At 68.3% G+C, this 19,067-nt stretch carries 17 protein-coding genes and 2 pseudogenes; 8 read left to right on the top strand and 11 right to left on the bottom strand.

What is annotated here, in order from left to right; all coding sequences use genetic code 11:
* Positions 1-148 precede the first annotated feature (148 nt).
* The 5 genes from narJ (at position 149) to C5E41_RS22190 (ending at position 4,455) form a co-directional block, all read left to right on the top strand.
* Entirely contained in the window at positions 149-898 is a 750-nt protein-coding gene (gene narJ / locus C5E41_RS22215; RefSeq protein ID WP_104377712.1) for a nitrate reductase molybdenum cofactor assembly chaperone, read from the top strand.
* Positions 895-1,632: a respiratory nitrate reductase subunit gamma gene (narI, locus tag C5E41_RS22210; protein WP_104377711.1), complete on the top strand. Its 738-nt coding sequence runs from the start codon at positions 895-897 to the stop codon at positions 1,630-1,632. The genes narJ and narI overlap by 4 nt, the downstream gene beginning before the upstream one ends.
* Before the next feature lie 449 nt (positions 1,633-2,081).
* Positions 2,082-2,597 carry an anthrone oxygenase family protein gene (locus tag C5E41_RS22200; protein ID WP_104377772.1) on the top strand — a complete coding sequence of 172 codons (516 nt, stop codon included), beginning with the start codon at positions 2,082-2,084 and terminating at the stop codon, positions 2,595-2,597.
* Positions 2,598-2,735: 138 nt separating this feature from the next.
* Positions 2,736-3,152: a YciI family protein gene (locus C5E41_RS22195; protein ID WP_104377710.1), complete on the top strand. Its 417-nt coding sequence runs from the start codon at positions 2,736-2,738 to the stop codon at positions 3,150-3,152.
* 13 nt (positions 3,153-3,165) lie between these two features.
* Positions 3,166-4,455 carry an RNA polymerase sigma factor gene (locus tag C5E41_RS22190; RefSeq protein ID WP_104377709.1) on the top strand — a complete coding sequence of 430 codons (1,290 nt, stop codon included), beginning with the start codon at positions 3,166-3,168 and terminating at the stop codon, positions 4,453-4,455.
* A 31-nt stretch (positions 4,456-4,486) separates the two neighbouring features.
* On the opposite strand, the pseudogene C5E41_RS35275 reads toward C5E41_RS22190, so the two are convergent.
* The 3 genes and pseudogenes from C5E41_RS35275 to C5E41_RS22175 all read right to left on the bottom strand — a co-directional run.
* A pseudogene (locus C5E41_RS35275) lies at positions 4,487-4,680 on the bottom strand (hypothetical protein); the annotation flags it as partial.
* 114 nt (positions 4,681-4,794) lie between these two features.
* Entirely contained in the window at positions 4,795-6,447 is a 1,653-nt protein-coding gene (locus tag C5E41_RS22180) for a class I adenylate-forming enzyme family protein (RefSeq protein WP_104377708.1), read from the bottom strand.
* Positions 6,448-6,466: 19 nt separating this feature from the next.
* Positions 6,467-7,114, bottom strand: a pseudogene (locus tag C5E41_RS22175) (alcohol dehydrogenase catalytic domain-containing protein); the annotation flags it as partial.
* A 113-nt stretch (positions 7,115-7,227) separates the two neighbouring features.
* Between C5E41_RS22175 and C5E41_RS22170 the strand changes: the two are divergent.
* Positions 7,228-7,848, top strand: a complete 621-nt coding sequence (locus tag C5E41_RS22170; protein ID WP_104377707.1) for a TetR/AcrR family transcriptional regulator — start codon at positions 7,228-7,230, stop codon at positions 7,846-7,848.
* A 23-nt stretch (positions 7,849-7,871) separates the two neighbouring features.
* Here the strand turns inward: C5E41_RS22170 and C5E41_RS22165 are convergent, their stop codons facing one another.
* Positions 7,872-8,207, bottom strand: coding sequence for a TfoX/Sxy family protein (locus C5E41_RS22165; RefSeq protein WP_062963465.1), 336 nt, complete (start codon positions 8,205-8,207; stop codon positions 7,872-7,874).
* A gap of 136 nt (positions 8,208-8,343) precedes the next feature.
* Between C5E41_RS22165 and C5E41_RS22160 the strand changes: the two genes are divergently transcribed.
* A complete protein-coding gene (locus C5E41_RS22160) occupies positions 8,344-10,044 on the top strand; it encodes a metallophosphoesterase family protein (RefSeq protein ID WP_258081165.1) in 1,701 nt (566 codons plus the stop codon).
* Between the two features lie 260 nt (positions 10,045-10,304).
* Here the strand turns inward: C5E41_RS22160 and C5E41_RS22155 are convergent, their stop codons facing one another.
* The 7 genes from C5E41_RS22155 to C5E41_RS22125 form a co-directional block, all read right to left on the bottom strand.
* Positions 10,305-11,288 (bottom strand): alpha/beta hydrolase, encoded by a 984-nt coding sequence (locus C5E41_RS22155; protein WP_104377771.1) that lies wholly within the window; start codon positions 11,286-11,288, stop codon positions 10,305-10,307.
* Between the two features lie 476 nt (positions 11,289-11,764).
* On the bottom strand, positions 11,765-12,178 hold the full coding sequence (locus tag C5E41_RS22150; RefSeq protein WP_146097637.1) for an MmyB family transcriptional regulator: 414 nt from the start codon (positions 12,176-12,178) through the stop codon (positions 11,765-11,767).
* Positions 12,179-12,307: 129 nt separating this feature from the next.
* Positions 12,308-13,024, bottom strand: coding sequence for a sirohydrochlorin chelatase (locus tag C5E41_RS22145; RefSeq protein ID WP_104377770.1), 717 nt, complete (start codon positions 13,022-13,024; stop codon positions 12,308-12,310).
* The gene (locus C5E41_RS22140; protein WP_258081164.1) at positions 13,021-14,247 is read right to left on the bottom strand and encodes a uroporphyrinogen-III synthase; all 1,227 of its coding nucleotides are present in this window, start codon (positions 14,245-14,247) and stop codon (positions 13,021-13,023) included. The genes C5E41_RS22145 and C5E41_RS22140 overlap by 4 nt, the downstream gene beginning before the upstream one ends.
* Complete coding sequence (nirD, locus tag C5E41_RS22135) at positions 14,244-14,636, bottom strand: nitrite reductase small subunit NirD (RefSeq protein ID WP_104377704.1); 393 nt, start codon at positions 14,634-14,636, stop codon at positions 14,244-14,246. The genes C5E41_RS22140 and nirD overlap by 4 nt, the downstream gene beginning before the upstream one ends.
* A gap of 65 nt (positions 14,637-14,701) precedes the next feature.
* A complete protein-coding gene (gene nirB, locus C5E41_RS22130; protein WP_104377703.1) occupies positions 14,702-17,257 on the bottom strand; it encodes a nitrite reductase large subunit NirB in 2,556 nt (851 codons plus the stop codon).
* Positions 17,258-17,283: 26 nt separating this feature from the next.
* Entirely contained in the window at positions 17,284-18,762 is a 1,479-nt protein-coding gene (locus C5E41_RS22125) for a nitrate/nitrite transporter (protein ID WP_181063373.1), read from the bottom strand.
* Positions 18,763-18,824: 62 nt separating this feature from the next.
* On the opposite strand from C5E41_RS22125, the gene C5E41_RS33405 reads away from it, so the two are divergent.
* Positions 18,825-19,046 carry a hypothetical protein gene (locus C5E41_RS33405; protein ID WP_146097636.1) on the top strand — a complete coding sequence of 74 codons (222 nt, stop codon included), beginning with the start codon at positions 18,825-18,827 and terminating at the stop codon, positions 19,044-19,046.
* Positions 19,047-19,067: the final 21 nt, after the last annotated feature.

Below are 19,067 nucleotides of genomic sequence, written 5' to 3'. Positions count from 1 at the left end.
CGAGCCCGGCGAACAGGTACACCGAGGTGCCCGGCCCCGGTGAGCCGCGCACCGCCGGCCGCTGCAACGGCGCCGCGCCCGCCGAGTTCCACCGCCACACGCTGCGCATATGCCCGGGCGGGCGACCCGACCGACGAGGGATGTAACCGTGGGACTACTGACTCTCAGACGCCGGCCCACACCCGTGGTCGAGATGTCCGAACGTGATCGCCGGTTGGTCTGGCGTATCGCGGCACTCGTGCTGGACTACCCCGGTCCGGACACGCTGGCGATACTCGACGACCTGTCCGAGGCGGCAGCCCGCCTTCCGGAGCCGGTGCGGACCGATCTCCTTCGGCCGCTCACCCACCTGTCCGGCACCGCACCGCTCACCCTGGCGCGCGACTACGTCGAAACCTTCGACCTGCGCCGGCGCGCCAGCCTGCATCTGACCTATTACGCCTACGGCGACACCCGCAAGCGCGGGATGGCGCTGCTGCGGTTCAAGCACGCCTACCGGCATGCCGGGGCGGAGCTGTCGGATCGCGAACTGCCCGACCATCTTCCGGTACTGCTGGAGTTCGCGGCCACCGTCGACCCGATCGGCGGTGAGCGCCTGCTCGGCGAACACGTCCCGGTACTGGAAATGCTGCGACTGTCGCTCACCGACAGCGAATCGCCGTATGCCGGCGCCCTGGCCGCCGTCCTCGCCACCCTGCCCCCACCCACCACGGCAGACCGTCGCCGGATCGCCGAACTGGCCGCGCAGGGACCGCCGGACGAGGACGTCGGGCTGGAACCGTATTCGATGGACGGCGAGTCGATGCATCCCGCCATGAACCCCGACCTGTACTCCCCGCCCACAGCCGGAAACTCGGCCACAGCAGGGCTTTTCGCCGGATCCGGAGACCGACGATGACATCCACAGTCTGGGCGACCCTGCCCTACATCGCCTTCACCTCGTTCGTGCTGGGCCACCTGTGGCGCTATCGCAATGACCAATTCGGCTGGACCACACGGTCTTCGCAGATCTACGAATCCCGGCTGCTGCGGCTGGGCAGTCCGCTCTTCCACTTCGGCATGCTCGGTGTGATCGGCGGACACGTTCTGGGCGTGCTGATTCCGGAGTCCTGGACCGATGCGGTCGGCGTCTCCGAGCATCTCTATCACCTGGTCGCGGTCTCCGCGGGTACGGTGGCCGGAGTCGCGGTGATCGCCGGTATCGCGATCCTCGCCTATCGTCGCGTGCGAGTCCCGGCCGTCCGCCAGGCCACCACCACCAACGACAAGTTCATGTACGTGTTGCTCGCGGCCGCGCTGATCACCGGGCTGCTCAATACCGTCGGCAGCAATCTGCTGTGGGGCACCTACAACTATCGCGAAACCGTATCTCCGTGGTTCCGAAGCCTTTTCACGGCCCATCCGCAACCGGATCTGATGGTCGGCACGCCTTGGACCTTCCAGGCGCACGGGCTCGTCGTGCTGACGCTCATCGCCGTCTGGCCCTATACGCGGCTGGTCCACATGTTCAGCGCCCCCGTCGGCTATCTGGTCCGCCCGTACGTGGTCTACCGCAGCAAACCCGTCGATGTGTCGAACAAGAAGAAGTACGCCCGCGCTTGGCAGAGCCCGGTCCTGCCGCCGTCGCGCTGACGAGGGAGCTTGCACGCTTGGCCTGGAGAGCACTCCACGGTCTAGCTTCGCGGGGTCGCTGCGACTGCGGAACCGGTTCGCGATGGCGCCGATGACGCGGGCGAAATCGCCCGACGGCATTCCGATTCCAGAGAATATCGAGTATTACCGCGGCCAGAGGTGTCGGTCTCGTCGTCACCGAGGGGACCTCTGTGCGGGTTCCGGCGGCTGGGCCGATCGCGAAGGCGCCGCGGTTCTCCGGTGACAAGAGCGCCGCCGCGTGGCGGTGGTCGAGGCGGTGCACGCCGAAGGTGCGGCTCGCCGACCCGGAATGGGTGAACAAGATGCGGCCGGGCGACTCGCCGAGATCACGCCGTTCCGCTGACCCCGGGCGGCCTCGTGGACGCTCGCGTATAGGAGCGAGCGTCACGACCATGGGAACGCTCACCGCTTCCCGGTGTACTGAGTGCATGACAGCGACCACCGCCACCGCCACCTCGACCACCTCCGGCTTCGCGACCGGTTCCCTGATCGGCGCGACCGTCACCACCGGCCTGCTGGCCGGCGTCTTCTACGCCTACGCCAGCTCAGTGATGCTCGCGCTGCGTCAACTCGACGACCGCACCTTCGTGGACGTGATGAACCGGATCAACACCGTCATCGTCAATCCGGTCTTCATGCTGAGCTTCCTCGGTTCGGTCGCCTTCACCGGCCTCGCCGCCGTGCTGTACTGGCGCACCGACCAGCGCACCGTGTTGTGGTGGGTGCTACTCGCCCTGGCCCTCAACGTGATCAGTTTCCTCATCACCTCGGGCGGCAATGTGCCCCTGAACAACCAGCTCGCCGACACCTCCTCCGGCGATTTCGCCGCCCTGCGCCACCAGTTCGAAAGCCCCTGGATCACCCTCAACATCCTGCGAGCCCTCGCCAACACCGGAGCACTCGGCGTCCTCGCCTGGGCCTTGCGCACCACGAACAAGGGGTGAGAGCCTCGGCGACCTGCCATAATGCGGCCGGAAAAATCTTTCGGAAAATTTCGGCTGCCGTGTCGATCCAGAGTGGGTCCCGTTCGACCCAGGGGTGAGAGGGTCCGGAGGGGATCCGCGAGACGAAGGAGACACACCATGAAGTACATGCTGATCATGCGCGCCACGGACGAGGCCTACGCGAGCATGGGCGAGATCGATTTCGACACCATGCTGGAGACGATGGGCAAGTTCAACGACGAGTTGATCCGGGCGGGCGTGCTGCTCGCGGCGGAGGGGCTCGACCCCGCCGAGAGTGTGGTGGTCGATTACGACTCGGAAACCCCGGTCGTCACCGACGGCCCCTACGGCGAAACCAAGGAACTGTTCGGCGGGTTCTACCTTCTCAACGTCGCCTCCAAAGCGGAAGCGATCGAGTGGGCGAAGCGGATGCCGGTCATCGTCAAGGGGTGCAAGACCGAGATCCGGCGGGTGCCCACGATCGACGAATTCCCGCAGGACAACGTGTGGATTCAGAAGGAGCGGGCGTGGCGCGAGGCCACCGGGCAGCTCTGAGCGGAACCTCCGGATGACGGCCGATCCGACCGGACGCGAGGCGGTCGCCGCGGTGTGGCGGATCGAATCCGCGCGCATCGTCGGCGCGCTCGCCCGCTACACCGGCGATTTCGCCCTCGCCGAAGATCTGGCGCAGGAAGCACTGGCCGAAGCGTTGATCACCTGGCCGCGGGAGGGAACACCGCGCAATCCGGCGGGTTGGTTGCTCACGGTGGGGCGGCGGCGCGCGATCGACACCTTCCGCCGCCGCTCCGCCCTCGATGATCGCTACGCCGCCCTCGCCCGCGATCTGGGTGAGGGCGGTGCGCTGACCGGCGGGCCCGGTTCGGATCCGATGCGTAGGGCAGCCGAACCGCTGTGGGATCCCGATCGCATCGACGACGACGTGCTGGCTCTGATCTTCACGGCCTGCCATCCGGTGCTCTCGCGTGAGGCGCGGGTGGCCCTGACGCTGCGGGTGGTCGGCGGTCTCACCAGCGACGAGATCGCCAAAGCGTTCCTCGTTCCGGCCGCGACGGTTCAGGCTCGGATCACCCGGGCGAAGAAAACGCTTGCCGCCGAACACATTCCGTTCGCGGTGCCCGAGGCGGGTGAGCGCGCCACCCGCCTGAGCTCGGTGCTCAGCGTGATCTACCTGATCTTCACCGAAGGTTCGTCGGCGAGCTCGGGCACCGAACTGATCCGCTTCGATCTGGCCGGGGAAGCACAACGGCTGGCGCGGGTGCTGTCCCACCTCGTGCCGGACGAGCCGGAGGTGTACGGCCTACTGGCTCTGCTCGAGCTGACCGCGGCCCGCTTCCCCGCGCGGACGGGCCCCGACGGTGAGCCGGTGCTGCTGGAGCATCAGGACCGGCAGCGCTGGGACCGTGCGGCGATCCGGCGTGGCCGCGCCGCCCTCACCCGCGCCGGACAGGCCGGCCGCGGACTGGGCTATTACGGCGTTCAGGCCGCGATCGCCGAATGCCACGCGGTCGCCGGCTCTGTCGACGACACCGACTGGGGCCGGGTGGTGAGCCTCTACGAAGCGCTGGGCCGCCTCGCCCCTTCACCGGTGGTCGAGCTGAACCGGGCGGTCGCGGTCGCGATGGCGAAGGGCCCGGACGCCGCACTCGATATCGTGGACGGTCTCCGCACCGAGGGCGTGCTGCCGAATTCCCAACTACTGCCGACGGTTCGGGGCGAGCTGCTCGCCCGCCTCGGCCGCACCGGTGAAGCCCGCGAGGAATGGGAGTTGGCGGTGCGCCTGTGCGGCAACGACCGTGAGCGTGCGGTATTGCACCGCAAGCTCGACGACCTCGGCTGAGTGTCCGGGATCTTACGAGCCGACAGCCCGGTCACGCGGCGGTGAGAAAGCGTCCCGTACGCTGCGAGCCCAGCACCGACGCGGCCACACCATCGCCGAAAACGTAACGGCCGCCGACGAATACGGCATTCACCCGTACCAGTCGGCCAGATCCCCGGTGAGCCGGTGCACCGCATGTGCCACCGACATGAACGGGCGGCCGCCAGCCACCCACCCGTCGCGAATGCCGACGGCGCGCACCGCCGACGGCGCGCCCGTACCGTCGAACCAGGTACCGCCCCTGACGATGCTGTCGTACCTGACAGGTCCTCTTCCACCCACCCGCCCCGGCGGGGCGCGTCAGATCTCTATCTCGCGCCGGACGACCTTGCCGGTCGCGTTGCGCGGCAACGGTTGTGCCGTGATCACCCAGCGGGCCGGCACCTTGAAGTAGGCGAGCCGCTCGGCGGTGAAAGCCCGCAGCTCGTCCTCGGACACGGCGGCCGGATCGGCGACGACCACGACGGCGGCCACCTCCTGGCCCAGATCCGCATGCGGCACACCGAGTACCGCCGATTCCAGCACCGCGGGATGCTCGTCGAGCACATTCTCGATTTCGGTCGGATACACGTTCTCCCCGCCACGCAGGACGAGATCCGATCGCCGGCCCGACAGCCGCAGCCGACCCTCCTCGATTGCGCCGAAATCGCCTGTGTGCAGCCATCTTTCGGCATCGATGGCATTGGCGGTGGCGGTCGGATCGTTCCAGTAGCCGAGCATCACGTACGGGCTGCGCACACAGATTTCGCCCTCCTCGCCGTCGGGCAGCGTCCTGCCGTCCGGATCGCGAATCTCGATGCTCACGCCGATGATCGGCATCCCCACGGTGTCGGGGTGGGCGGCCAGCACCGGCGGTGTGGCCACCGTTGCCGCGGTACCGCTTTCGGTGAGTCCGTAACTCGTGGTGAGCGCGACCTCGGCCATCGGCAGTTCCCGGCGCAGCCGTCGATGGAAGGCGGGCGAGGACGGGGCGGCGTTGAGCGAGAACGCCACCAGACTCGACAGGTCGTAGCGGGACAGATCGTGTTCGAGCATGCGGCTGACCATCGTCGGCACCGCACCCCAGTTGGTCACCCGTTCCCGCTCCATCAGCGACAACACCCGCTGCGGGTCGAAGCTGCCGGTGCTCATCACCACGGTCGCGCCCGTGGCCAGCCGCGGAATGATCAGATTGTGCAGGCTGGCGATATGAAACAGCGGTGAGGTCAACAGGAATCGGCGGTCGCTGGGCCCCGGGCCGAGCTGTTGCCCGCGGAAGGCGGCGGCCATCGCATCGGTGAAGCGGTGGTAATCGCAGACCGCCAGCAGGTTTCGCTGGGTGTGCACGACGCCCTTGGGCCGGCCGCTCGTGCCGCTGGTGTACAGGATGACCGCCGGGTCGTCCTCCGCGATCGACACCTTCGGCGCCGGGCCGGGATGGTCGGCGATCAGCTGCGGCAGATCGGATTCCATGGTGAGTACCGGAATATCGCTCGCCACCTCGGCCAGCAGTGCGGCGCGTTGGGCGTCGGCGACGACCACCGTCGGCCGGGTGTGCTCCAGGCCGTAGGCGATCTCGCGCGGCGCCCACCACGCGTTGTAGCCGACCGGAATCGCGCCGAGCACTTGCGCCGCCCAGAACGTCGTCACCCATTCGGGCGTGTTCGCGGCGAGGATGCCCACCCTATCGCCCTTGCCGACACGGTATCGATCGGCGAGTGCGCGCGCGAGAGCCGTTGCCGCGGCGCCGTGTTCGGCGAAGGTGATCCGGCGGTCCGGGGTCACCAGATAGTCGTGGTCACCCCAGGCCGTGCCCGCGTGGAACAGCTCGGCCATACTGCGCCGCCGATTGCGCATCACCGGAATCGGCGCGCCCAGTACCTCTTCGACGACCAGCTCGAACGGCCCACCGGGACCGGTGAGGTCGGCGGTGATCCGGGCGGCGATGGCCTGCGGGTCGGCAGCTGGCGTCATAGCCTTCACTTTCTGCTCGCGGGATGAGCACGGCGCAACCGCGGATCACGCCCCGGTCGAGTCGTTCGAATGCGGCGGGCCCCTCGGCGAGGTCGAAACGTTCCACCGACACGTCGATGGCGCCGCGCTGCGCGAGCGCGACCGACGCGTACAGGTCACCCTTGGTGCCGCCGTAGGACTTTCGGACGGTGGCTCCCCACGGCAGGCCGGGCCCACCGGCGGGTCCGGCGTCGAGACCCACCATGCGATAGGCGCCGATCGGCACGAACGAATTCGCCGGAATGCGAACGTATTCCGCCATGCCCCCGTCGGGCCCGAGGCCAGGGCACGGCGGCATCGCGGTACGCCCCGCCGCGAGGCAGACGTTCTCGTTACCGCTCACGCATTCCCGGCACACGCCACAGGACCAGCACAGGTAGACCAGGCCCCGCTCCCCCGCGCGACGACCTTCGACCTCGGTGCCGACCGCCTCGATGGTTCCGGCGATCTCGTGCCCCATCGTTAGCGGATCGTCGCGCAGCGAGAACGGCAAGCCGAGAACGAAGGAGTCCGAATGGCGGATGCCGGCCGCCCCGACCTTCAACAGCAGATCGGTGGGCCCGAGCTCGGGGATCGGGACCTCGCGCAGCGCCAGCGTGCCGGGCCCGGTCAATTGCAATGCGCGCATGTTCTGATTCCTCACCGCGGCGTTCGGCGCGGCGCCGGACGTGACGTGGCACACACGGTAGCATTCACTGGACACAGCGTCCAGTGAGTGTGCGGGCGTCTATCATCGACGTCATGCCTTCGGAACCGACGGTCCGGCGCGGGTCGCTGCGCGAGGAGCAGAAGCGAGCGACACGGATGCGCATCGTGGAGGAGGCGCGGCGGTTGTTCGTGCGCGAGGGCTATCTGGGAGTACGCGTCGACGACATCGCCGCAGCGGTCGGCTGCAGCCGGGCCACCTTCTATCTGCACTTCACCGGTAAGACCGAGGTGTTGCGCGCGATCGCCGAGCAGGGCACGCTCGCCAGCGTCCAATTCTTCTACCGGGATCTGGACCGGGTCCTCGCCACCGGTTCCCGCGCGGAGTTCACCACGTGGATGCGCCGGGCCATCGAGTGGTTCTTCGACAACAAGGATCTGCTCCCCGCGTGGGACGAGGCGACCGCCCTCGAACCGGAGTTCCGCGACCTCGCGCGCGAAGGCATCGTGCAGCTCGCCGACGGGATGCCGGCCTATCTGGCGCGCTGGCCCGAGGGCCGCCGCGACGAAGCGCGCCTGCGCATCGAGCTACTGGTGGCGCAACTGGAACGCTTCTTCACCCGGTGGGCGATGCAGGGCACGATCGAGGTCACCGCGGCGGCGGCCGCCGAAGTCCTCACCGATATCTGGTTCCCCGCCCTGCAGGCGCCCGAATAACGCTGGCGGACAATGTATTCCAGCTATTTCGGCGGTAATGTCCGGGCATATCCGAGCCCCCGATCCAGCCAGGTGTGCAGCACCTCGTCGTCGTCGAGGTATTCCGGCGCCACCCGCAGCCAGTTCCGCATCTCCCGTCCGCCCATCACCATCGGCGCGACCGCGGAGCCGTCGATGAGTTCCTCGGCCTGCGCGGGATCGACCCGGACCAGCAGTCCGCCCTGGCCGCTGGCCGCGACCGCCATATTGCCGCCGACCAGGAAGGCCAGCCCGCCGAACATGCGCTTTTCGACCGTCTCGGTCACCGCGGGCCCGAGCAGGTCCCGGATCCGGTCCGCCAACTCTTCGTCGTAGGCCATACGGCATTCTCACACCGGGCACCGACAGATCGGCGCCATGCCGCGGCGGCCGGCCCGAAGAATTCACCGAGAATTCGCGCCCTTGGGAACCCGCAGCGGTTGCTCCGGTCCGATGGTTGGGCCAGCATCCAACCTCATGCGGAATCGCTTGAATCCTGCCGGTGACATCCCCGATACCGGAATCCCCGAGCACTTGGCCGCCACCATGACGATGGCCGAACAGCACGAATGGCAGCGGGGATATCTGCGGCGGCATGCGGTGTCGCGGCGGAACTTCCTGCGCGGTTCGGCCGCGGCCGCCGCGGTGGCCGCCGTCGGCACCTCACCGTTCGCGGGGCGCGCCTATGCCGATCAGGCGCAGCTCGCGGTGGGCGGCCGCCATGTCGGCTACGGCCCCGACGCCGCCAGCCAGCTGCGCTTCGCCGCGCAGCTGTCGCGTAATCCCAGCGGAACCAAGGTCTTTCTCGATCACGGCCCGACCCCGGCGCTCGGCGCGAGCGTCGAGGCGGAGGTGCGCGATCTGGTGACCCAGATCCCCACGAGCGACAGTGGCGTCCTCGCCGCCGAGCAGTTCTACGTGCACGCGCCGGTCGACGGCCTGCCCGGACGGCTGCCGCATTTCTACCGGTGGCGCACCTCGGACGGATTCGTCGGTGACATCCGCGCCGCGTCGACCGCGATGCCGAGTGTGCGCAACGCGGTACTGCCCTTTCGGTTCACCATGATGGGCGACCAGGGCACCGACGACACTCCCACCCAGCCGGCGGGCGTCGCTCCGGGCGACTACGACGACAAGTACTACAAGCCCGACAACGACCCGGCGGTCCCGCACGCGGACAACGTGATGCGTCAGATCGTGGCCTGCAAACCGGATTTCCACGTGCTGGCGGGCGATATCGCCTACGCCGACCCGTCGGGCGCGGGGAAGAAGCCGCGGTACGTCGCCGCCGGCGACAAGCTGCCCGACGGATTCGACAAGTTCAATCCCTATGTGTGGGACGTGTATTTCGGCGCCATCGAATCCAGCGCCTCGACCACGCCGTGGATGTTCGCCACCGGCAACCACGACATGGAGGCCGCCTACGGCACTCACGGCTACGGCGGACACCTCGCCCGCCTGGACCTTCCGGCCAACGGGCCCGCGGGCTGCCCGTCGGCGTACTCGTTCACCTACGGCAATGTGGCGGTGCTGTCGCTGGACGCCAACGACGTCTCCTACGAGATCAAGGCCAATACCGGCTATTCGGGCGGCGCTCAGACCAGCTGGGTGGAAAGAACTCTCGCGGAGTACCGCGCGAATCCGGATATCGACTTCATCGTCTGCTTCTTCCATCACTGCGCCTATTCGACCACCGACTCCCATGCCAGCGACGGTGGTCTGCGTGATGCCTGGTGCGCGCTGTTCGACCGCTACCAGGTCGACTTGGTGCTCCAAGGGCACAACCACATCTTCGAGCGCACCGACCCGATCCGCGGCGGCCGCCCGACCAAGGCGGCGGGCGACAATTCGATTATCTACCCCGACGCGGACGGCACCGTCTACTACACGGTGGGCGGCGGCGGACGTCCCCGCTACGGCTTCCAGCCCGGCTCACCGGAGACCTACCGCGGCCACGAGGTGCCGGACACCACGGTGCCCAACAGCTATGTCTGGACGCCGGCGGGCGCCAAACAGGACGAGGCCGCGCCCTGGTCGCGAGTGCGGTTCCGGAACTACTCGTTCATCCGGGTCGACGTGCGGCCGGGATTCTTCGCCAGCGAGATGGACGTGGTGGCCGTCGACGAGTACGGCCGCGAATTCGACAAGGTGACCTATCGTCGGCAGGTGGGCCGCTGAACCCCGGCGCGAGCCGGGTCAACCCGGTGGCCCGCTGAGTCGTCGCGGACGGCCGCTGACCGGGCCGCCGACCCGCCACCCGGGGACCGGCGGCCACCATGGCGGTCATGCGTTTCCATTTCGCCGAGGCGGGCGGGGATCCCACGCACTGGGTCGACCTTGCGCGGGCCGCGGAACAGGCCGGTTTCACCGGCATCTGCCTGGCGGACAGCCTGGGCGTGCCGTTCGAGCGGCGCGGCGCACGACTTCGGAATTCGGGCCTACACTCCCAGCGCCGGGGCGAAGACCGACCACGAGTCGTGCAGATCGTCCTGCCAGTAGATCCACGCGTGGGTGCCGTTGCGGTGCACGACGGTCGCCGGAATGCCCAGTGTGGCAAGGCGACCGGTCAGCTGCCCGGTGCACGAGTCGACGACGCTCTCCATCGCCCCGCCGACCGCGATCCGGTCGGCCAGCGCACCCGGATTTCCGCCGATCGACGGATCGGCGAGGGTGTCGTGGACACCGGGAACGCCGTTGCCCGAGGAGATGTAGAGAGCCTTACCGCGCAACCGATCGGCGTTGACCACCGGATCGTGAGCGGCCCAGTCCGGATCGGTCGGCGCACCCCACATGTTCCCTGCATTCGCGCCGAAGATGCCCAGCTGCGAGTACACGTAGGCCTGCGGTATCGCGCCGCTGGTCACCGGACAACCGCTGTAGGCGCCGACCGCCTGGTACAGGCCCGGCGCCCCGATGGCCAGATCGAGTGCCGAGGTCGCCGACATCGAGGTCCCCGCGACGGCATTGCGGCCCGTCATCTGGAATCGTGAGTTCAACAGCGGCGGCAGCTCCTGGGTCAGAAATGTCGTCCACTCGTTGCGGCCCAGCACCGGATCGTCGGACTTCCAGTCGGTGTAGTAGCTGGCCCGCCCGCCCATCGGAACGATCACGTTCACCGGTTTGTCGGCGAAGAATTGCGCGACGTCGGTGCGGTTGGTCCACGGCCCGCCGTCCTCGCCGCCGTCGACGGCGTTGAGCAGGTACAGCGCCGGCGCCGCGAAATCCGGATGCGACATCCAGACGGTGATCTGCTTGTTCATCGCTGGGGAATAGACCACCACCGAATATTGGCGACCGCCCAGCGGATGGACGTCGACGATGGCGGGCCCGCCGGGATCCGCCGATGCGACCGCGGGCACAATCGCGGCAATCGAGGCGAAGGCGGCGAACAGGACAGCAAAACAGCGCGGGAGCCGGTGCATACGCGGAGTATTCCACCCGGTCGCGGTCCCCGCAGCACACTCGACAAGCGTGTCCACCGGAAGCCTCTGCGCGCACGCGGCGGCCTCCGCGGTCCCGGCACCGGCGGTCCGCATCCGCCGGGCTATCTTCGCGCGCGGCCACACGTCACCGCCGGGAACGGTCCGGCGGTGACGTGCGCCGAGCCGGTCAGCCGGCGGCGACGGCGGCCCGGATCGCGGCGATATCGATCTTCGACATGGTCTGCAGCGCGGCGCCGGCCGCCGCCGCGTGCGCGTGGCACCGGTGTCATCGACCACCGCCGCCCAATGATGGCCTTTACCAGCGTCGACACCCCGCTCCGCCGGTCATGCTCGCGGCTTGACAACTTCATTGAGACTCCTGGAGTGTGTCCAACTCGCTGTCACCCCCTGGTCGAGGCCGATCTCGCACATTCGACACAGTTCGCGAATTTTCCCGAAATTTTTTTCGCCGAGTCCTACTCGGCGGCGAGCCGATCCAGCGCCACCTGGCTCGATTCGTCGGCGGCGCGGTCGATGATCAGGCGCTGATCGGGATCCTGCAACGGCATCAGCGCCTCATACGCGACGGTGACCGCACCCACCCGAGGGTGATGCATCGTCTTGCGGCCCCGGCCCTGCACCCGCACATCTCTGCGCTCCCACAGTTCGGCGAATTCGGCGCTGCCCGTGCGGAATTCGTCGATCAGGTCGGCCAGGACACGATCGTCCGGGTGGGCGGCCCAGGCGGCGCGCAGACTCGCGATGCCCTCGCGCCACGCGGCGGTTCGTCCACGGACTGCGCGCCGGCCGTACGCGAACGGCGCGCCCAATTCGGGCGCAAGCCCGGGTCGCAGGACCAGGTGGCACCTGTGCACCGGCAGGGACCGCACCGGATTCCCACGGTGATCGCGCCGCTACCAGCGTGCCGGGTTCCGCGGCGGCGGGGCTTCGCCGGTGGTCCCGGCGTCCGATGCGGCATCCGAAACCTATGCATCGCCGCGAAAGCGTTGCGAGGCGAATCAGGCTGCGGTGGTGAGGAATTCGGCCGCAGCGGTGCGGTAACGGTCGACGAGCAGCCGAACGACCGCACGATGCACGCCGAGCGGTTCGGCGACTCCGTCGGCGCCCGACTCGTGCAAGCGTTGCTGGAACAGCCCGTGCGCCAAGAGGTACGAGCCGACGAACACCCGCTGTGCGCCGGATTCCCGCAGCGCGGCAACGACTTCCGGCACTCGCGGTTCACCGGTGGCGATATGGGCCGTGCGGACCGCTACGCCGAGCTCCTCCGCCAGCATGGCGGTCGCCCGCCGCACATCGTGGCGGGCACGCGCGTCGGAGGATCCGGCCGCCGCGAAGACCACGGCATCGCCGGGACGCATCCCCGCCTCGTACAGCCGTATCCGCATCACCCGCGCCAGCATCGGGTCCGGTCCCATCGCCGGGGTCACAACCACATCCGGGTGGCCGCTGTCGCGCACCTCACGCGGAACGTCCTGGTAGACGTGGTAACCGGAGGCGAGGAAGGCCGGAACCACTACCGCCGGAACACCGTTCAGCTCACCCAGTACCTCGGCGGGGGTGGGGCCGAGCACGTCGACGAAGGCGGTCCGTACCGGCGGCTCGGCGCCGGTACGTCCCATCTCCGCGCGCACCGCATCGGCCAATGCGGCGACCATCTGTACACCTTTGGCACTGCGGGTGCCGTGCGCGACCAGCACCAGCGCGGGAACGTTCACCACACCCCCGCCATGGGCGCGGGCCGCTGCGGGCGCAGCGACGGGGCGTACCCCACCGGCGGGCGGGTGCTGTTGTCGACACATTCGGCGGGGTCGAGGGCGAGCCGATAACCGCGCTTGACCACCGTCTGAATCGCCTTCGGCGTACCAAGCCCCGCACGCAGTCGCGCGATTCCGGTCTCCACCGCGTGGGTGTCGTCACCGCCGCCGGGCAGCGCCGCCAGCAGATCCTCCCGGGACACCACACGGCCGGGCTGGCGGGCCAGCGCCCGCATCAACGCCATCGGCGCGGGAGCGAGCTGGCGGACCGAACCGTCGACCACAACACAGCCGCCGCGCACGCTCAATTCGTGCCCGGCAGCGTGAATTCGATTGGCACGGCGAGGAAGCTCCTCGGCGACGTGGCGGGCCAGTGCCCCGAGGCGCGCCCGGCCCGGCATGGACGTCGGCACCCCGAGTTCCTCCAGCGGTGCGGCCGTGATCGGCCCGACGCACGCCGGCAGCACCCGGGAACGCATCGCCTGCAGGACGCCCTCGAGCAGCCCGGTTTCCTTCGCCCGCATCAACATCGAGGCCACCGCGGGCGCGCTGGTGAACGTGACGCAGTCCAGTGCGGAGGTGACCACGCCCTCGATCATGCGGTCCATCGGCACGCGGTCGTCCGGTGGCACCCAGCGGTACACCGGCACCGGCACGACATCGGCTCCGGCACAACGCAGTACTTCACAGAAGTCGGGTACCGGTTCCCATTCGGTGGTCGCGCCGTGCAACTGCACCGCGATGCGTACTCCCTCGACACCCGCCGCCAGCAGGTGATCGAGCACCTCGGCGGAGGATTCGGAGGCCGGCGACCATTCCTCGCGCAATTCGGCGGCGCGGATCGCCCCCTTGGCCTTGGGACCACGGGCGAGCATCCGCGTGGAAGCCAGTGTCTCCCGGAGGTTTTCGGCCAGGCCCCACCCTTCGGCCGCCTCCATCCAGCCGCGGAATCCGATGCCGGTGGTGGCGACGGCGATCTGCGGCGGATCGGCGACCAACTGCCGGGTGACCCGCTCCAGCTCGGTGTCGTCGGACAGCGGGATGATCCGAATCGCCGGGGCGGAAACGATATTCGCGCCTCGACGGCTCAACAGCGTGGCCAGTTCGTCGGCCCGGCGGGCGGCCGTGACACCGATGGTGAAGCCGTCCAGGGGTTTCAATTCGGTGGGTCGCGCTTCGCTCACGGCGTACCGCCGTACTGCACCGGTTCGTTGGTCACCGCGACGACCCCGTCGACGACGCGCACGCCGTAGACGGGCAGCGCGACCGAGTCGTCGTCCAGGCAACGGCCGTCCAGCAGCGAGAACGCCTGCTTCAGCAGCGGCGAGGCGATGACCGGCACACCGGCGCGGTCGCCGACGATGCCGCGGGACATGACCGCCGCCCGCCCGAACGGATCGATATTGCCGACGGCGTAGAGCGTGCCGTCGGGCAGCAGGAACAGCGCGGCCTGCCGCCCGCCTCTGAGCAGTACCGCCACGCCGCGGCCGGGGATCAGGTAATCGAGCCGGCAGGCCGAGGTCCAGCCGGTCGTGGTTGCCGGTGCGAAGCCGGGTGTGTCGATAACGGTCATCGGTAATCTCCTCCGAACGCCTTACCTAATAGGTACCGGTGTCCTGTTTCCGCACGATTACGTGGCTATTTCCCGGGCGTGGCAGTTGCGACCGGCATCGCCGGAAGGTCCGGCATACCGAGCAGAACCGGCGTCTTGCGCTCCCCGCTCTCGTCGAAGGCGATCGTCGGATCGGCCTCCTCCGGCGCGTTGACGAAGGTGACGAAGCGCGACAGTTTCGCCGGATCCTCCAGCACCGCGGCCCATTCGTCCTTGTAGCCGGCGACGTGGCGGGCCATGCTCTCCTCCAGTTCGGCGGCGATGCCGAGGGAGTCCTCGCAGATGACCTGCTTCAGGTGTTCGATGCCGCCCTCGAGTGATTCCTGCCACGGCGCGGTGCGCTGCAGCCGGTCGGCGGTGCGGATGTAGAACATCAGATAGCGGTCGATATAGCGGATCAGCGTCTCGTCGTCGAGGTCACCGGCCAACAGCACCGCGTGCTTGGGAGTCAGGCCGCCGTTGCCGCCGACGTAGAGGTTCCAGCCGTTCTCGGTGGCGATGACGCCGACATCCTTGCCGCGCGCCTCGGCGCATTCGCGGGCACAGCCCGAGACCGCCAGCTTCAGCTTGTGCGGCGAACGCAGCCCGCGGTAGCGCTTCTCCAGCAGCACCGCCATGCCGACCGAATCCTGCTGGCCGTAGCGGCACCAGGTGGAGCCCACGCAGCTCTTCACGGTGCGCAGCGATTTGCCGTAGGCATGACCGGATTCCATCCCCTTGTCGACCAGTCGCTGCCAGATCTGCGGCAGCTGCTCGACCCGCGCGCCGAACAGGTCGATGCGCTGACCGCCGGTGACCTTGACGTAGAGGCCGAAATCCTTGGCGATCTGCCCGATTTCGATCAGCTGCTCGGGCGTCACCTCACCGCCGGGCATCCGCGGCACCACCGAATAGGTGCCGTTCTTCTGCAGGTTGGCCAGGAAGTGGTCGTTGGTGTCCTGCAGCGCGGACTGCTCACCGTCGAGGATATGGTCGCTCGAGGTCGAGGCCAGGATGGAGGCGACGGTCGGCTTGCAGATATCGCAGCCGATTCCGGTGCCGTGCTTGGCGATCAGTTCCGAGAAGGTGCGAATACCGGTCACCTGCACGATTTCGAACAGTTCCGACCGCGACTGGGTGAAGTGCTCGCACAGCGCCTTCGACATCTCGACGCCGGACTGCTCGAGCAACTTCTTGATCATGGGAACGCAACCGCCGCAGGAGGTTCCGGCGGAGGTACAGCTCTTGACGCCGGCGATATCGCAGGCGCCTTCGTGAATAGCTCCGACGATGGCCCCTTTGCTCACGTTGTTGCAGGAGCAGATCTGTGCCTCGTCGGGCAGGGCGTCCGCACCCAGTTCGGCGCCCGCGGGCGAGATGAGCGCGGCCGGTTCGGCGGGCAGTTCACTGCCGACCAGCGGGCGCAGCGCCGCGTACTGCGAGGCGTCGCCGACCAGGATGCCGCCCAGCAGCGTCTTGGCGTCGTCGGAGATCACCAGCTTGGCGTAGGTGCCCTTGGCGGCGTCGTGCAGCACCACCGACAGCGCGCCCTCGGTGGTCGCGTGTGCGTCACCGAAGCTGGCCACGTCCACACCGAGCAGTTTCAGCTTGGTCGACAGGTCGGCGCCCGGGAATTCACCCGCGCCGCCGAGCAATCGGTCCGCGACGATCTCGGCGGTGGTGTAGCCGGGGGCGACCAGGCCGTAGCAGGTGCCCTCGACGGCCGCGACCTCGCCGACGGCATAGATGTTCGGGTCGGAGGTGACCATGCCGAGGTCGGTGAGCGCACCCCCGCGCGGCCCGATCTCGAGTCCGGCATCGCGGGCGATCTGGTCACGCGGACGCACGCCGGCGGAGAACACCACCAGCGAGGCGTCGATCACCGACTCGTCCGACAGCGAAACACGCAGTCCCGCACCGTCTTCGGCGGGCTCGATGGCGGAGGTGCCGACGCCGGTGTGCACGTGCAGCCCCAGATCGGTGACCAGCTTCTCCAGGATCGCGCCGCCGCCCTCGTCGACCTGCACCGGCATCAGCCGCGGCGCGAATTCGACGACGTGCGGTGTCATCCCCATGAGCCGTAGGGCGTTGGCCGCCTCCAGACCGAGGAGGCCACCGCCGACGACGACACCGACCGCACCGGGCCCCGCGTTCTGCGCGGCGGCGCGGATGCCGTCGAGGTCCTCGAGGGTGCGATACACGAAACATTCGGGGTGGTCGTGGCCCGGTACCGGCGGCACGAAAGCATACGATCCGGTCGCCAGAACCAGTGCGTCGTAACCGATCACGTCGCCGGAGGAAGTGGTCACCTTGCGGGCGGCGCGGTCGATCTCGTCGGCGCGCACGCCGAGGCGCAGATCCACCAGTGCGTCGCCGGCGTATTCGTTACCGGGCAGGGCGAGCGCGCTCTTGTCCCAGGCACCGACGTAGGACGACAGGCCGACGCGATCGTAGGCGGCCTGCGACTCCTCGCTCAGCACAACGACCTGCCAGCGCCCGGCCTCGTCGCGGGAGCGCAGCGCCTCCACGAACCGGTGCCCGACCATACCGTGGCCGACGACCACCACGGTCTTGCGCTGCGTGGGTTCGACTGTCGTATTCATGACTGTCCTCCGATGCTTTCCGATGGTCAGGCGCGAGCCGAGATGCTGGACTGGGTGGTATCGGTTTCCGGCGACCGTTCGGCCTCGAGCACCAGGGCCTCCGCCTCGGCGACGACACCGGAATCGCTTCGCGTCGAACCCATTCCGGGCCGCCGCAGGAAGACCGACCAGACGACGATCGCGCAGACGACGTAGAAAGCCAGGAACACCCAGAACGCGGTGGTGGCGGAATTGGTGGAGGCGTAGGAGGAGCGCAGCACCAGGTTGATGGCCACCCCACCCAGGGCGCCGATCGCACCGACGAAGCCGATCAGCGCGCCCGAGGTGTTGCGCGACCAGGCGGCCTGCTCCGCGGGGCTCACGGGAAGACCCTTGGACTTCGCGTCGAACACCGACGGGATGATCTTGGTGACCGACCCGTTGCCGATCCCGGAGAGCACGAACAGGGCGATGAATCCGGCGACCAGCGCGACCATGGTCGACCCCGCGGCCACGCCGCCGTGATGGTCGGCCGAGACACTGGACACCGCGACCACGACCGCGGCCACCATCATGCCCGCGAAGCCGGCCAGCGTGACCCGGCTGCCGCCGAAGCGGTCGGCCAGTTTGCCGCCGTAGGGGCGGGCCAGCGAACCGAGCAGCGGGCCGATGAAGGCGATCTGCGCGGCGTGCAGGCTCGCCTGGGCGGCCGAATCACCGCCGGCCTTGAAACCGATCTGCAGGATCTGGCCGAAGGCGAAGCTGAAACCGATGAACGAGCCGAAGGTGCCGATGTAGAGGAAGGCGACCGCCCAGGACTGCGGAACCTTCAGCGACTCCAGCATGTAGGACAGGTCGGCCTTCTGATTGCGCAGATTGTCCATGTAGAGCGCGGCGCCCAGTCCGGCGATCGCGATGAATGCCAAGTACACCAGGCAGACGACCGACGCGTACGAATTGCCGAGCGTCGCGATCACCAGCAGGCCGATCAACTGGATCACCGGGACGCCGATATTGCCGCCGCCGGCGTTCAGACCCAGCGCCCAGCCCTTGAGCCGCTGCGGGTAGAAGGCGTTGATATTGGTCATCGAGGAGGCGAAGTTGCCGCCGCCCAGGCCCGCGAACGCCGCCACCACCATGAACGTGGTGTAGGAGGTGCCCGGCTGGTTGATGAAGTACAGCGTCAGCAGCGTCGGGATCAGCAGCATCAGGGCGCTGAAGATCGTCCAGTTGCGGCCGCCGAAGCGCGCGGTGGCGACGGTGTAGGGAATGCGCAGGATTCCGCCGACCAGGGTCGGCATCGCGACCAGGAAGAACTTTCCGGCCGCATCGATGCCGAACTTGTCCGTCGGCATGAACAGCACCATCACCGACCAGATCGACCAGACCGAGAATCCGACGTGTTCGGCGACGACCGACCAGATCAGATTGCGACGGGCGATGTTCTTGCCGCCGGCCTCCCAGGCCGCGACATCCTCGGCATCCCAGTGCTCGATGTCGTGGTTACGCGTCAGCGTGCTCAACAGGGCCTCCTGAATTCCGGTTGGCCCCAAGGTAGAAAACGGGTATTGCCGCGATGCTGCGCCACATGACGCGCAAATCAACGGTTGCTCACGAATCCGGCGATTTCCCGGTGAGAACCGGGGCTTTGTTTCGCCTCTATGACACAACGGTTTCCGTGCGTCACAAAGTGCCGACGCGCACACACGGACTCGGTGAGGTCGAGGTCGGCCAGTGGCCCGGGCCACACTACGCGGGCGTCGGCTCACATCATGGCCACAAGCTCACCGCGGCGCAAGCCGAGCGGTGAAATTGCCGAGAGGTCGCGGCC

Source organism: Nocardia nova (genome assembly GCF_002933465.1).
Classification (GTDB): Bacteria; Actinomycetota; Actinomycetes; order Mycobacteriales; family Mycobacteriaceae; genus Nocardia; species Nocardia nova_B.
This window is presented reverse-complemented; position numbering and strand designations above follow the sequence as displayed.